Annotated in this window: 11 protein-coding genes, 1 other RNA gene and 2 pseudogenes; 6 read left to right on the forward strand and 8 right to left on the reverse strand. The window is 72.2% G+C overall.

What is annotated here, in order from left to right; genetic code table 11:
- The first annotated feature begins 1 nt into the window (after nt 1).
- Complete coding sequence (locus tag OG747_RS12680) at nt 2-1,546, forward strand: helix-turn-helix domain-containing protein (protein WP_405879422.1); 1,545 nt, start codon at nt 2-4, stop codon at nt 1,544-1,546.
- Nucleotides 1,547-1,886: 340 nt separating this feature from the next.
- Here the strand turns inward: OG747_RS12680 and rnpB are convergent.
- The 4 genes and pseudogenes from rnpB to OG747_RS12700 all read right to left on the reverse strand — a co-directional run bounded on the left by rnpB (nt 1,887) and on the right by OG747_RS12700 (nt 4,895).
- Nucleotides 1,887-2,290: RNase P RNA component class A (gene rnpB / locus OG747_RS12685), an RNA gene on the reverse strand.
- A 124-nt stretch (nt 2,291-2,414) separates the two neighbouring features.
- A pseudogene (locus tag OG747_RS12690) lies at nt 2,415-3,203 on the reverse strand (DMT family transporter); the annotation flags it as partial.
- A gap of 48 nt (nt 3,204-3,251) precedes the next feature.
- Nucleotides 3,252-3,386 (reverse strand): annotated as a pseudogene (locus OG747_RS12695) (helix-turn-helix domain-containing protein); the annotation flags it as partial.
- A gap of 72 nt (nt 3,387-3,458) precedes the next feature.
- The gene (locus OG747_RS12700) at nt 3,459-4,895 is read right to left on the reverse strand and encodes an RNB domain-containing ribonuclease (RefSeq protein ID WP_405879423.1); all 1,437 of its coding nucleotides are present in this window, start codon (nt 4,893-4,895) and stop codon (nt 3,459-3,461) included.
- 162 nt (nt 4,896-5,057) lie between these two features.
- Between OG747_RS12700 and yaaA the strand changes: the two genes are divergently transcribed.
- From yaaA to OG747_RS12715, 3 genes are all read left to right on the forward strand, one after another.
- Complete coding sequence (gene yaaA / locus OG747_RS12705) at nt 5,058-5,840, forward strand: peroxide stress protein YaaA (RefSeq protein ID WP_405879424.1); 783 nt, start codon at nt 5,058-5,060, stop codon at nt 5,838-5,840.
- Between the two features lie 92 nt (nt 5,841-5,932).
- Nucleotides 5,933-6,583 (forward strand): bifunctional 4-hydroxy-2-oxoglutarate aldolase/2-dehydro-3-deoxy-phosphogluconate aldolase, encoded by a 651-nt coding sequence (gene eda / locus OG747_RS12710; RefSeq protein ID WP_405879425.1) that lies wholly within the window; start codon nt 5,933-5,935, stop codon nt 6,581-6,583.
- A 183-nt stretch (nt 6,584-6,766) separates the two neighbouring features.
- Nucleotides 6,767-7,591 (forward strand): helix-turn-helix domain-containing protein, encoded by an 825-nt coding sequence (locus OG747_RS12715; RefSeq protein ID WP_405879426.1) that lies wholly within the window; start codon nt 6,767-6,769, stop codon nt 7,589-7,591.
- On the opposite strand, the gene OG747_RS12720 is transcribed toward OG747_RS12715, so the two are convergent.
- From OG747_RS12720 to OG747_RS12730, 3 genes are read right to left on the reverse strand one after another with little or no spacing between them, the layout of a single operon-like run.
- Nucleotides 7,579-8,976, reverse strand: coding sequence for a bifunctional RNase H/acid phosphatase (locus OG747_RS12720; RefSeq protein ID WP_405879427.1), 1,398 nt, complete (start codon nt 8,974-8,976; stop codon nt 7,579-7,581). The two genes, OG747_RS12715 and OG747_RS12720, sit on opposite strands and share 13 nt — an antisense overlap.
- Before the next feature lie 12 nt (nt 8,977-8,988).
- On the reverse strand, nt 8,989-9,732 hold the full coding sequence (locus OG747_RS12725; RefSeq protein WP_405885522.1) for a zinc ribbon domain-containing protein: 744 nt from the start codon (nt 9,730-9,732) through the stop codon (nt 8,989-8,991).
- Complete coding sequence (locus tag OG747_RS12730; protein ID WP_405879428.1) at nt 9,729-10,595, reverse strand: Nif3-like dinuclear metal center hexameric protein; 867 nt, start codon at nt 10,593-10,595, stop codon at nt 9,729-9,731. Before OG747_RS12730 ends, OG747_RS12725 begins: the two co-directional genes overlap by 4 nt.
- 299 nt (nt 10,596-10,894) lie before the next feature.
- Between OG747_RS12730 and OG747_RS12735 the strand changes: the two genes are divergently transcribed.
- A complete protein-coding gene (locus OG747_RS12735) occupies nt 10,895-12,118 on the forward strand; it encodes a hypothetical protein (protein ID WP_405879429.1) in 1,224 nt (407 codons plus the stop codon).
- A 50-nt stretch (nt 12,119-12,168) separates the two neighbouring features.
- Nucleotides 12,169-12,339 (forward strand): hypothetical protein, encoded by a 171-nt coding sequence (locus OG747_RS12740; RefSeq protein WP_405879430.1) that lies wholly within the window; start codon nt 12,169-12,171, stop codon nt 12,337-12,339.
- Nucleotides 12,340-12,475: 136 nt separating this feature from the next.
- Here OG747_RS12740 and OG747_RS12745 read toward each other — a convergent pair whose 3' ends face one another.
- A complete protein-coding gene (locus tag OG747_RS12745) occupies nt 12,476-13,414 on the reverse strand; it encodes a 3-oxoacyl-ACP reductase (RefSeq protein ID WP_405879431.1) in 939 nt (312 codons plus the stop codon).
- Nucleotides 13,415-13,424: the final 10 nt, after the last annotated feature.

Consider the following 13,424-nt stretch of genomic DNA (forward strand, 5'->3'; position numbering starts at 1 on the left):
CATGCACGGTGATCTGCGTGCGGACACGGCGGCTGTCGGACGGATTCGACGGGCCGACGACGTGCTGGATATGCAGCGTGCCGCCCGCAAGGGCGGCACCGGGCCTGTGCTTCGCTGGCTGGCGGGCCGTACCGGCGCCACCGTCTTTCTGATGAACTCTGCGGGTACTCCGGCCCACCCGCCCCACGCTCCCCTCGGCGACGCCGAGCGTGGTCTCGCGCTGCGCGGTGCGCGAGAGTTAGCCGAGCGGCGGCTGGGGTCCGTTGCCATCGACCAGGACGGACTCACCTGCATCGTCCTTCCCCTCGACGGATCGCGGGGTGCCGCCGCGCCCCTTCTCGCTGCCGTTGTGCCCCGGCCGGCACCACCTGAACTGCCGCTCCTGCTTGCGGATGCCACATCCGTGCTGAGTCTGAGCTGGCTGGCGGAACACACCCGGCGGCAGCAGCGCCGACTGAGGATCGCCGAAGCCGGGACCCGCGAAGCAGTCCTGCATTTGCTGCTGAACGGCCATACGTCCGCCGCGCGCCAGATCGCTAAGGCGCTGCGCCCGGCTCTGCCCGCGATGGTGCGGGTGTACGTCATCGAAGGTCCGCCGAGGGTTCGCGGCCAACTGGTCGGGGAACTGACCGATGTGGCCGAAGGCGCATGGATCGTGCCGTGCCCGGTGTACGCCGACCACCTCTTCATGCTTGCGCCCGGTGACGGCGCCCCGGCACCGGTCTGGCCCCCTGAGCTGGCGGCCTCCTGCTGGATCGGAGAGAGCAGTGCCGTGCCCCTGCGGGAAACCGCCACCGGCTACGCTCAGGCCTTCCATGCTCTCGCCGCCGCACGCGGCCGCCCCGAACGGCAGGCCTCGTTCGCGGCCAACCCCGACCTGGCACCGACCATCGGGCCCGCTGCAGCGACCTGGGCCGAGGCCTTCCTCTCACCGATCCGTACCCACCGCGCCAGGCGGGCCCAGGACCCCGACAGCGCGGAATTGCTGGCCACCGCCGCGTCATGGCTCAGCTTCTACTCCCGTGCGACGGCCCACCTGAATATTCACCGCAACACCCTGAGCGCGCGCCTGACATGCATCCAAGAACTGCTCGGCTTAGACCTGCATCGGCTCGCCGACCAAGCCGCACTGGCACTCGCTCTGCGCACCATCGCCGCAGAGATCCCGCCCCCGCCAGAGGGCGATGCCACATGGGCGGGGGAAATGTTGCCCACCTTGGACGAGCTCCTGTCGCTGCCCCGCGTCGGGGCGTGGGCCCAACAACAGTTCCGTCCCGTCACCGCGCCCGACGTCCCAGCATGCATCGCGGAAACCCTCACCACCTGGCTGCGCCTCGACGCACGCATCGGCCCCACCGCGACCGCACTGTCCATCTCGACATCCGCCGTACGCAAGCGCCTGACACGTAGCGAAGCACTGCTCAAACGCTCGCTTCTACGGTCCCCCAGCGCCATCCATGACCAGTGGCTCGCACTACGCGCCCTCGACCTGGCCGAGCCAAGCGAAGTGCCGCGCCACTTTGCCGGCCTCTCCGGGAGCACATGATGAGGCTACCTGCGGCGGGGCGGGCACGTCGTGTAGGCCTAGGGAAGCTCCCGGCGCTGACCGTACTTAGCGACACGCCCTCGCCGTCGGCCTGTTGGTCCTCCACTAGCCCGACGATCCGCCGGTAGTCCACCGCAAGCACCTGCGCGCTCACTCCGTCGTGCCACCGCGGCACGACGGAGCCCACCACGTGGGCGGTCCCCGCTTCCACGGACTCGGTTGCGCCAGCTCGTCGCGGGGCCTCGGCATTGGCCGCCTGACACGGCAAGCCCCCGAAAGATCGGAAAGGGCCTCCGACACAGGTCAGAGGCCCTTTCCGAGGCAAAGCCGCAGGTGGCGGCAGACGAGTCGGGCTGTACGCCGGGTTCTGTCGCCCGGGCGCCTCGCGGCGGCCGGGGAGACGGCCATCCATCTAGGACCGGCGTTGCCGCCGGTCTCGTGCGGTCTACCCGCGGACTCGGGCGGGCAGCCCTCGAACGTCCGCGCAGAGCGCTTGTTACGGCGCTCCTTTTGACCTTGCTCCGGGTGGGGTTTACCTAGCCGCCTGAGTCACCTCAGGCGCTGGTGGTCTCTTACACCACCGTTTCACCCTTACCGAGAACCGGAGCTCTCGGCGGTCTGTTTTCTGTGGCACTGTCCCGCGGGTCACCCCGGGTGGCCGTTAGCCACCACCCTGCCCTGTGGAGCCCGGACGTTCCTCGGGAAGGTCCACAAGAACCTCCACGCGGCCGTCCGCCCGGCTCGTCTGCCGTGTGGACCATGGTACCGGGCGCGCGGCCCGCCTCGGTCCGGCCGTCGCCGTCGCCGTCGCAAGGACCGAGCCCGCCAGGATGAGGGCGAAGGCTGCGAGGACGCCGGGGGTCAGGCTCTCGTCCAGGAAGACGGCGCCCGCCGCCACCGCGATCGCCGGGTTGACGTACGTGATGACCGTCGCCCGCGTCGGACCCGCCTCCTTGATCAGTTCCAGGAAGGCCACGAAGGCGATCGCGGTGCAGATGACGCCGAGGCCGGCAAGGGAGGCCAGGACCTGGGGAGACGGGGTCGAGGTGGGCCAGGTGGCGGCCGCCGCGGGGGCGTAGACCAGCGCCGCCAGGGTCAGGCAGGGGGCCGTGAGGTGGAGCGAGGGGACGTCCTTGAGGTGGCGGGCGGCTATCACGGGCGCGGTCGCGTAGCCGACGACCGTCAGCAGCACCTCGGCGAGCGAGCGGGCGTCGCCGCCGGTCAGATGCGGGACGGTGAGGACCGCGACGCCGGACAGACCGAGGGCCAGGCCCGTCATACGGCGGGCGCCGAGGCGTTCCGTGTCGCCGAAGAGCCGGGCCACGGCCACGCCGACGATCGGTACCCCCGCGATCAGCAGGCCCGCCGTGGAGCTGGACAGATGACGCTCGGCGTCCGTCAGGGTCCACCAGGGGACCATGATCTCGATGCACGCGAAGGCCAGCATGGGGCGCCAGTGGGTCCGTACGCTCCGGGTGAGGCCGGTGACACCCCCTTGGCGGATCGCGAAGGGGAGCAGCAGCACGGCACCCACCGCGCAGCGTGTGAACACCACCATCGACGGGGACACGCCGTCCACCGCCACTTTGATCATCAGGTAGGGGATGCCCCAGACCACTCCCATCAGGGAGAACAGGAACCAGCCGCGTGCAGTCATAGGGGCAGTCTCGGCCGCCTCGGCGCCCCCGTCTTGAACGGTGTTGCGCTACGCCGTCGCCGACACGCTCGCCCGGTACGCCGCCGGGGTGACCCCCAGCACCCTGCGGAACCAGCGCGTCAGATGTGCCTGGTCCGCGAAGCCCACGAGCGAGGCGACCTTGGCGGGGCGCAGGCCGCTCTCGCGCTGTGGGGTGCGTGCGGCTCCGCCGCGTGGGCGCGACCGGCCCCCACCCACCCGCAGCAGAGGAACGACTCACGCGGGGGCGAACCGCACCTTCGCCGCCCCCAGGTCCGCCTGGGTGAGCCGTACCCGCAACCGCTCCCCCAGCGGCAGCGCCACCGTGCCGCCCGCGATCCGGGCGAAGACCGCCGGGGACTCCAACTGGACGGTGCCGACGGTCGGTTCACGTTCCTGTACGTCCACCACGCAGCCCTCGAAGAGCTCACCGACCCGGTCCTTGAGCAGCGCGGCCTCGACGATGTCGACGCACCCGCGTTCCACCGTGCCCGCGCGCCGGGAGCCCTCGGCCATCTCCTTGGGGAGGAGGTCGAGGGCGGTGAGGACCCAGTCGGGGGGTGGTTCGTCCGCGGCGGCGGCCAGGCAGATCTCCGTGGCGTAGCGGTCGGCGAGGCGGCGCAGGGGGGCCGTGCAGTGGGCATAGGGCGCGGCCACGGCGGCGTGGGAGGTGACGTCCGGGAGGGCGCCGTCCCGGAACACCGTGTAGCCCGCGCCGCGCAGCAGCGTCGTGCACTCCTGGAGGAAGGCCGCGTGGTGCGGCCGGTGCGGGTCGAGGGAGCGGATGAGCTGGGCGTAGGAGACGTGGTGCGGCCACTCGATGCGCAGGGCCTTGGCCGTACGGCGAAGGCGGCCGACCGCGCCGTCGGGGGCGGCGGGCAGCGTGCGCAGGACGCCCGTGCCGTGCGCGAGCATCAGCTCGGCCGCCGCCATCCCGGTGAGCAGGGAGATCTGTGCGTTCCAGGCGTCGGCGGGGAGCGGGGCACGGCAGACGAGTTCGTACGTCCCGTCCTTCTCGACGATCTCCTGCTCGGGGACGTTGAGAGAGATGCCGCCGCGCTCCACTTCCAGGCGCTCGCGCAGCACCCCGATGTCCTTGAGGAGGGCGAGCGGCTCCTCCGCCGTCCCGTCGTCGATCCGCTTCTGCACGTGCGCGTAGTCGAGCTTGGCGCGGCTACGGACGACGGCCCGGCGTACGTCGACCGCCTCCGTGCGGCCGTCCGTGTCCAGGTCGATCGTCCAGAGCACGGCCGGGCAGGTCTGGCCGGGGAGGAGGCTGGCGGTGCCTTCGGAGAGCCGGGTCGGGTGGAGGGGGACCTTCTCGTCCGGGAAGTAGAGGGTCGTCACGCGGCGGTGCGCCTCGGCGTCCAGGGCGCCGCCGGGGGCCACGAAGGCGGCGACGTCGGCGATCGCGTACCGGACGCGGTAGCCGCCGCCCTTCTCCCGACGGGACAGGTGCATCGCCTGGTCGAGGTCGGTGGACGTCGGCGGGTCGATGGTGAAGAGGGGGATGTCCGTCGCGTCGTAGGAGGGCAGGCGGGGTGGCCGGGCGGCCTCCTCGAGTACGCCGGGCGAGAAGCTCTCGGGCACACCGAGCTCGGTCCGCAGGGCGCACAGGGCGGCCTGCAGGGGAGCCCCCGGTACGCAGGTGGCGCGGATGTGGCGGCGGGGCATGGGTCGAGCGTAGGTCGCGCGCATGCGGGCGGCACCCCGAGCGTCCCGATGTAAGGATGTCGGGATGTCCGGATGTCGGGGCGGCGTCCCGAGCGCCTTCGAGGCCCGGGAGGACCCTTTAGGCTGGCGGCGGGCCACACCCACCGTTAGGAGAACACCACCGTGCTCGTGCTGCTGCCGCCCTCCGAAGGGAAGGCGCCCTCCGGGCGGGGAACCGCGCTGAAGCTGGAGTCGCTGTCCCTGCCCGGGCTCACCGAGGCGCGTCGGGCGGTCCTCGACGAGCTGGTCGAGCTGTGCGCCGGCGACGAGGAGAAGGCCCGCGAGGTGCTCGGGCTGAGTGAGGGCCTGCGCGGCGAGATCGCCAAGAACACGGAGCTGCGGACGGCGGGTGCGCGCCCGGCCGGGGAGATCTATACGGGGGTGCTGTACGACGCCCTGGACCTGGCCTCGCTGGACACGGCGGCCAAGCGGCGCGCGGGCCGCTCGCTGCTCGTCTTCTCCGGGCTGTGGGGCGCGGTCCGGGTGACGGACCGGATCCCGTCGTACCGCTGCTCGATGGGGGTGAAGCTGCCGGGGCTCGGGGCGCTGGGCGCGCACTGGCGTACCCCGATGGCCACCGCGCTCCCCGAGGCGGCCGGGGACGGGCTGGTGCTCGACCTGCGGTCCTCGGCGTACGCGGGCGCGTGGAAGCCGAAGGGCGAGGTCGCCGGGCGGACGGCGACGGTACGGGTGCTGCACGCGCCCACTCGGAAGGTGGTCAGCCACTTCAACAAGGCGACGAAGGGACGGATCGTACGGAGTCTGCTGGCAGCGGGCACGGCGCCCGCGGATCCGGCGGAGCTGGTGGAGGCCTTGCGGGACCTCGGGTACGAGGTGGAGGCGCAGGCGCCCGCGCGGGCGGGGACGGCCTGGGCGCTGGATGTGCTGGTGAACGAGGTGCACTAAAGGCGGTTGTTGCAAACTGAGCAACACTCACGGCTGTTGCAACATGCGCAACGCTCTTTGCGCATGTTGAACGACGAGGGCACGATGAGGCCATGACCTCACCGCTGCCCTCCGTTCCGGCCGCCTCCCTGCTGGACCTCGCCCCCGTGGTCCCCGTCGTCGTGGTGAACGAGGTCGAGGACGCCGTCCCCCTGGCGCGGGCGCTGGTCGCGGGCGGGCTGCCCGCGATCGAGGTGACCCTGCGGACGCCCGTCGCACTCGACGCCATCCGGGCGATCGCCGCCCAGGTGCCGGACGCGGTGGTCGGTGGGGGCACCGTCATCTCGCCGGCGCAGGTGACGCAGTGTGTGGCCGCGGGCGCCCGCTTCCTGGTCAGCCCCGGCTGGACCGACGTACTGCTCGATGCCATGAAGGCGTCCGGGGTGCCGTTCCTGCCGGGGGTGTCCACGACGTCGGAGGTGGTGGCGCTGCTGGAGCGCGGGGTGCGTGAGATGAAGTTCTTCCCGGCGCAGGCGGCGGGCGGCACGGCATACCTCAAGTCGCTGGCCGGACCACTGCCGCAGGCACGGTTCTGCCCGACGGGAGGCATCGGCCCCACCTACGCGCCGGAGTACCTCGCACTCCCCAACGTCGGGTGCGTGGGCGGGACATGGATGCTGCCCGAGGACGCGATCGCGGCGAAGGACTGGGAGCGTGTGGAGAGCCTGGCGCGTGCGGCGGCCGCGCTCAGGCCACGCGGATGACGACCTTGCCGAAGACCGCGCCGGTCTCGTAGTGGCGGAACGCCGGTACGCCGCTCAAATTCCCGGCAAGGTATGACAGAGGGCGGATGGCTGACGGCTGACGGCTGACGGCTGACGGCTGACGGCTGATCGCCGGGACGTCACCGGGACGTCGATGTCGTACCCATGACGTACAACTGAGCCATGACCACCAGCACCACCGGCGCCTCCGTGACCGAAACCCCGCCCTTTGCCCGGGAGTTGCTGCGCTGGCGCACCGTCCGCCGGGTCAGTCAGCTGGAGCTCGCCTCGCGCGCGGGGACGACCCAGCGGTACGTCAGTTTTATCGAGCGCGGGCGTTCGGTGCCCGGCAGGGAGATCGTGATCCGGCTCGCCGAGTCGCTCGGCCTGACGCTGCGGGAGCGCAACTCACTGCTGCTGGCGGCCGGTTACGCGCCCGCGTTCGCGGAGTCACCGCTCGACGCGGTCGCGCTGAAACCCGTACGGGAGGCGCTGGACAGCATTCTCCAAGGGCATCTGCCGTATCCGGCGGTGGTGGCGGGGCCGCGGGGTGAACTCGTCGCGGCGAACGGGGCGTTCGACGTGCTCACGGAGGGCGCGGACCCCGCGCTGCTCGCACCGCCCGTCAATGTGCTGCGGCTCGCGCTGCATCCGCGCGGGATGGGGTCGCGGGTGGTGAACCTCGACGCGTGGGGGCAGCACATCGTGGAGAACCTGCGGGCCCGGGCCGTACGCAGCCCCGACCCGTTCCTCGACGCGCTGGCCGAGGAGTTGGCGGGGTACGTACCGGCGGGCGAGCCCGGCGCCGACTATCTCGGCTTCGCCGTGCCGCTGCGACTGCGGTGTGCGGAGGGCGAGTTGAGACTGCTCACGACGCTGACCTCGTTCGCGACCGCCGTGGACGTGACGCTCGCGGAACTCCATCTGGAGGCGTTCCTGCCTGCGGACCGGGAGACCGCCGAGATCCTGCGCGAGCGCGCCGCCGGGCGGCAGTCTCAGCGGAGGTGAGAGGTGTCGTTGAACAGCCGGACGCTCGCGTTGCCATCCGCGTAGTACGCCACCGCCGAGAGGGACGCCGCGGACAGTTCCATACGGAACAGGGACTCCGGCGGGGCGCCGAGGGCCAGGCGTACGAGGGTCTTGATCGGGGTGACATGGGTGACGAGGAGGACCGTGCGGCCCGCGTACGAGGCGATGAGCTTGTCGCGGGTGACGGCCATACGGCGGGCGGTCGCCGCGAAGCTCTCGCCGCCGCCGGTCGGTTCGGCCTTCGGCGAGGTGAGCCAGGCCTTCAGGTCGTCGGGGTGGCGCTCCTGCACCTCGGCGAAGGTGAGGCCCTCCCAGGCGCCGAAGTCCGTCTCGCGCAGACCGTCCTCGATGACGACGTCCAGTCCGAGGCGGTCGGCGACGGCGGCCGCGGTCTGCCGGGTGCGGGTGAGTGGCGATGCCACGATCGCCTGGATGGTCCCGCGTGCGGCCAGCGCGGCCGCGACCCGCTCGGCCTGCTCGCGGCCCACGTCCGACAGCGACGGATCGGTGCCGCCGCTGCCCGAGAAGCGCTTCTGGGGGGTGAGGGGGGTCTCGCCGTGGCGGAGTAGGACGAAGGTGGCGGGGGCGCTCATGTCGGGGGCCGCGCCCCAGCCGGTTGACGGCGCCGGCGTGGCCACGTTGCGCGCGGCCCGCGCGTCGTCTTCGGCCTTCGCGGCTTCGCCGCCGGGTGGCAGAGGGGCCGGTGACGGGGTGGAGACGGGAGCCGTCGGGGTGCGGGACGGTGAGGGCTGGTCGCGCCCGCGCGGCGGAGCCGCAGATGTCACGGCCCCGCGCCCCTTGAGAGGCGCTCCCGAACCCGGTGCTTTCAGGGCCGCGCGGGCCTTTGCCGCGCCCGCTGTCGCGTCCCCGGGCGGGCCCGACGGCTCAGGTACCGCGGATCTCGCCGCGCGCGCGTCCAGCTCCGCCGTCGACACCGACGGAGACCACTGTTCGCCCCGCCGCCCGGCGTCCATCGCCTCGTTGGCCAGCCGGTCCGCGTGCTTGTTCTGTTCGCGCGGCATCCACTCGTAGGTGACCTGGGAGGGCGGGAAGACGCGGGACGCCTCGGCGGCCAGGGGCTTCATGTCCGGGTGCTTGATCTTCCAGCGGCCGGACATCTGCTCGACGACGAGCTTGGAGTCCATGCGGACCCGGACGCGTGCGGTCGGGTCCAGTTCGTGGGCGGCGCGCAGGCCCGCCACCAGGCCCCGGTACTCGGCGACGTTGTTGGTGGCGATGCCGATGTACTCGGCACGCTCCGCCAGCGTCTCCCCCGTGACCGCGTCGATGACCACGGAGCCGTACCCCGCGGGCCCCGGGTTGCCCCGGGAACCGCCGTCGGCCTCGACGATGAACTCCCGCACGCCCCGAACCCCTTACAGGCCGGACTCGGAGGTGCGCACCAGGATGCGACGGCAGTTCTCGCAGCGCAGCACGGTGTCCGGGGAGGCCGCCTTCACGTCGTTGACCTCGGTGATGTTGAGCTCCAGGCGGCAGCCCTCGCAGCGGCGCTGGTAGAGCCGCGCGGCGCCGACGCCGCCCTGCTGCTGGCGCAGCTTGTCGTAGAGCTTGAGCAGGTCGGCGGGGACGGAGCCCGCGATGACCTCGCGCTCCTTCGTCACGGAGGCCGCCTCGCCGTCGAGGGACTCGAAGGCCGCGTCCCGGCGGCCGGTCGCGTCGTCGATCTTCGACTGCACGGAGGAGGTCCGCTCGGTGAGCTCGGCGACCCGCTCCTGCGCGGACTCGCGGCGCTCCATGACCTCGAGGACGACGTCCTCCAGGTCGCCCTGCCGCTTGGCGAGGGAAGTGATCTCGCGCTGGAGGTTCTCCAGGTCCTTGGGGGAGGTGACGGCACCGGAGTCCAGGCGCTGCTGGTCGCGGGCGGCGCGCTGGCGCACCTGGTCCACGTCCTGCTCGGCCTTGGTCTGCTCGCGGGCGCAGTCGCTCTCCTCGGTCTGCGCGGCGACGAGCAGGTCGCGCAGCTGCGTGAGGTCCTTGTTCAGCGACTCGATCTCGGCGTGCTCGGGAAGGGACCTCCGCTTGTGCGCGAGCTGCTGCAGGCGTACGTCGAGGCCCTGGACGTCGAGAAGTCGGATCTGATCAGCGGGCGCGGCGTTCAGTTGGGGGCTCCCATTGCGTTAGAGGTTTCGGTGGACGCCGCGTGGGCGGTCCAGGGGTCGGTGACCGTCTTCGAGACGTGGACCCTCAGGCCCCATCCGTGGCGGTCGGAGATCTCGTCGAGCTGGGCGGCGGCCAGCTCGCACCAGGGCCACTCGGTGGCCCAGTGTGCCGCGTCGAGCAGCGCGAGAGGACTGTGGGCGCGATCCGCCATGAACTCCGACGCCGGGTGGTGGCGCAGGTCCGCAGTGAGGAAGGCGTCGACGCCCGATGCGCGCACGTCGTCGAAGAGGCTGTCGCCGGAGCCGCCGCTGACCGCGACGGTCCGCAGGAGTGCCTCGGGGTCACCGGCGACGCGGATGCCCTGCGCGGTGGCGGGCAGCCGCTCGGCGGCGCGCGCGGCGAACGCGCGAAGGGTCAGCGGGTGGTCCAGCTCACAGACGCGGCCGAGGCCGCGGCGGCCGTCGGGGTCGGTGGTGTCCGGCACGAGTGGCCGTACGACGCGCAGGTCGAGCGCCCCGGCGAGGGCGTCACTGACGCCCGGATCGGCGCGGTCGGCGTTGGTGTGGGCGACGTGCAGCGCGATGTCGTTCTTGATGAGGGTGTGCACGACCCGGCCCTTGAAGGTGCCGGCCGCGACCGTCGTCGTACCGCGCAGATAGAGCGGATGGTGGGTGACCAGCAGGTTCACGCCCAGCTTCACCGCTTCGTCGACGATGTCCTGGACAGGGTCGACGGCGAACAGGACGCCTGCGACCTCCTGGTCGGGGTCGCCGCAGACGGTGCCGACCGCGTCCCACCCTTCGGCCCTCTCGGGGGGCCAGAGAGCGTCGAGCGCGGCGATGACTTCAGACAGACGGGGCACGGGGAAAAGGCTACCTGGCCCCTCCTTGCGCCCAAACCGGCGCCGCTCTCGCGGACCGGGTTCTCGCCGTCGTGGTTCCTCGGTCGATGGGTTGCGGTGATCTTCGATCGACGGTTGCGGTGATCTTCGCAGAAGATCGGGCGCCCGCGGAAATCCGGTCGTCCCACCCCGCTCAGCACACGCGCCCCCGTTCCCTCAGGCGAATCGCGGCACGGCCACCCTTATGTGTGAAGCGCCCGCCCGCCGGTCTCACGTCTGTGCGTACGAAAACTACCTTCGTCACCGGAGGTGACCGAACGATGACGGCCTGTGCGACCGAACCCGCGGCGGAACCCTGGAACGAGCGGGCCAACCGCCCCGCATGCGTGATCGCCGCGGACGGAACCTACGCGGCACGCCTCGCCCTCGACGGCGGGTGCTGGTTCCCGGAGCGCTGGACGCTGGACGGCCCCGAGCCGTACGCCGTGCCGCTGCCGTCCCGCCAGCCGGAGGAGCCCGGCACCGAGGTGCTGCCGATGACCGACGGGCGGGTGCTGATCCACCGCGTGGCGGACGGCCGGCACGCGTTCTCGCTGCTGTACCCGACCGGGCCCGGCACCGGGGAGCTGCCCCTCGGCGCGGTGGAGTGCCCGGACGAGGGCACCCGGCTGTGGCTGCTGCCGCCCGCGCCGGACGGGGAGCACGCCTACGCCCTCACCGTAGGCCGGGGGTCCACGGCGGTGTGGCTGGTGGCGGGCGGCACCTTCGGCCCCGAACACCTGGCCGAGGTGCCGGGCATTTGTTCGGGCGGTGTCTGGCTGGACGGAACGGGGCGGCTGCTGGCCCTGGACCGCTTCCAGGACGGCCGGACCAAAACGGTGGTCGTCGACCTGGAGCGCGGCGGCGAGGTGTCGCCACTGCTGCAGATCGCCGAGGACAGCAACGACCGGCTGCTGCTCGCGGACGCCGACAGCGGCCTGCTGCTGATCCGCTCGGACGCGCCGTCCCCGGGCCACGACCGCCTCGGCTGGGGCGTCCTCGGCAGCACCCTGCCGGTCCGCTTCCCGGACTGCCTGCGCACCACCGACTGCGCGGTGACGCCGTTCGCGATCCAGCCGGGCCAGGTCCTGACGCCGGAGCGCTGCGCGGTGGCCCTGCGTATCGACGGCCCGGCCGGCAGCTGGGTGGGGGTGTGGCGGCCCGTCGAACGCCAGGTCCACCATCTCCCGGCGCCCGAGGGGTGGCTGGCGGGCACCGGCCTGTGGACCAGGGAAGGGGTGCTGCATCTGCCGTACGCGACGGGGGCGGTGCCCTGCGGGGTGACACGGGTGACGGCCCCCATGGTTTCGGTGGACACGGAGCTCCCGCGTCCACCGGAACGAGCGGCGGCCCGCCCGGTCCCGCTCCAGCAAGCACCGCTGGAGGGACGGGTGGTGCACCTGCTGGCCCGTCCGGCGTTCGCGTACGAGGCCGTTCGGGCCGAGGGGAGCGGCTCCCCCGCGAGCCCGTCACCCGCCACCGTCCCCGCGGGAGCGACCGGTTAGAATCCTCCGGCTGCAAAGAAGGATCTTGTCGACGGGGTGAACACTTCCACATGAGCGAAACCAGCACCATGGAACCACCGGCCACCGAAGCCTGGGAGGCCGGGGCCCAGGAGGCCGAAGGTCACGGCAAGCACCGTGGACCGGTCTCCGGCCAGGACGACGAGGCGACCCCACACGGCCGCCACCGCAAGCCGTCCGACCAGCAGAACACATCGGCCTGACAGCACGTCGGTCCAGCGATACGGCCCCGCTCGCGCACGACGCGAGCGGGGCCGTATCGCTGCGGGGGCGTATCGCTGCGGGGGCGTATCGCTGCGGGGCCGTGCGCTGCGGGGCTCCAGGGCCCCCACGTGACGGCTAGGCGTGCTTGAGCCCCAGTACCTCCGCCGCCGCGAACGTCTCCCCCTTGGGCCGCTGCGCGTAGTACGGGCCGAGCAGCGCGTCGAGTTCGTCGTACGTGAAGACGTCCTGCTTGGTGTCGAACTTGGCGGCCACCCGCGGCCGCTCGACGACCGCGACCATGCCGCCGTGCACGACGAGCAGCTGGCCGTTGACGTGCGCGGCGGCGGGCGCGGCCAAGTAGCCGACGAGGGGCGCGACATGCTCCGGGGCAAGGGGATCGAGCCCCTGCTCGGGCACCTCGAAGCCGCCGAACACGTCCTCGGTCATACGGGTCCGGGCACGCGGGCAGATGACGTTCGCCGTCACGCCGTACTTCGCGAGTGCCAGCGCGGTCGAGGTCGTCAGCCCGACGATCCCGCCTTTCGCGGCAGCGTAGTTGGGCTGGCCCGCCGAGCCCGCGAGGAACGCCTCCGACGAGGTGTTCACGATCCGCCCGTACACCGGCCCGTCCGCCGCCTTGGCTCGCGCCCGCCAGTGCGCGGACGCGAAGTGGGTCGTGTTGAAGTGCCCCTTCAGATGCACCCGGACGACGGAGTCCCACTCGTCCTCGGACATCGAGAAGACCATCCGGTCGCGCAGGATGCCCGCGTTGTTGACCAGGATGTCCAGCTTCCCGAATTCGGTGATCGCCAACTCCACCAGTGCGCAGGCCTGTTCACGGTCGGCGACGTCCCCGGTGTGGGCGAGGGCGCGGCCGCCCGCGGCGCGGATCCCGGCGGCGACCTGCTCGGCGGGGGTGGCGGAGGCCGCGCCTGAACCGTCCCGCCCGGGCTGCCCGTAGTCGTTGACGACGACGGCCGCGCCCAGCCGGGCCAGTTCCAGTGCCTCGGCCCGGCCGAGCCCGCGCCCGGCGCCGGTGACGATCGCGGTCAGCCCTTCAAGCGGCAGTGACATCGAAGTCCTC

The sequence above is a fragment of the Streptomyces sp. NBC_01384 genome (genome assembly GCF_045040035.1).
GTDB lineage: Bacteria > Actinomycetota > Actinomycetes > Streptomycetales > Streptomycetaceae > Streptomyces.

What these genes read in the sequence shown, in the direction of transcription:
- OG747_RS12700 (WP_405879423.1), bottom strand. Translation starts at nt 4,895, where the DNA reads ATGCCCCGCCGCCACATCCGCGCCACCTGCGTACCGGGGGCTCCCCTG.
- OG747_RS12745 (WP_405879431.1), bottom strand. Translation starts at nt 13,414, where the DNA reads ATGTCACTGCCGCTTGAAGGGCTGACCGCGATCGTCACCGGCGCCGGG.
- OG747_RS12740 (WP_405879430.1), top strand. Translation starts at nt 12,169, where the DNA reads ATGAGCGAAACCAGCACCATGGAACCACCGGCCACCGAAGCCTGGGAG.
- OG747_RS12715 (WP_405879426.1), top strand. Translation starts at nt 6,767, where the DNA reads ATGACCACCAGCACCACCGGCGCCTCCGTGACCGAAACCCCGCCCTTT.
- OG747_RS12680 (WP_405879422.1), top strand. Translation starts at nt 2, where the DNA reads ATGCACGGTGATCTGCGTGCGGACACGGCGGCTGTCGGACGGATTCGA.
- eda (WP_405879425.1), top strand. Translation starts at nt 5,933, where the DNA reads ATGACCTCACCGCTGCCCTCCGTTCCGGCCGCCTCCCTGCTGGACCTC.
- OG747_RS12735 (WP_405879429.1), top strand. Translation starts at nt 10,895, where the DNA reads ATGACGGCCTGTGCGACCGAACCCGCGGCGGAACCCTGGAACGAGCGG.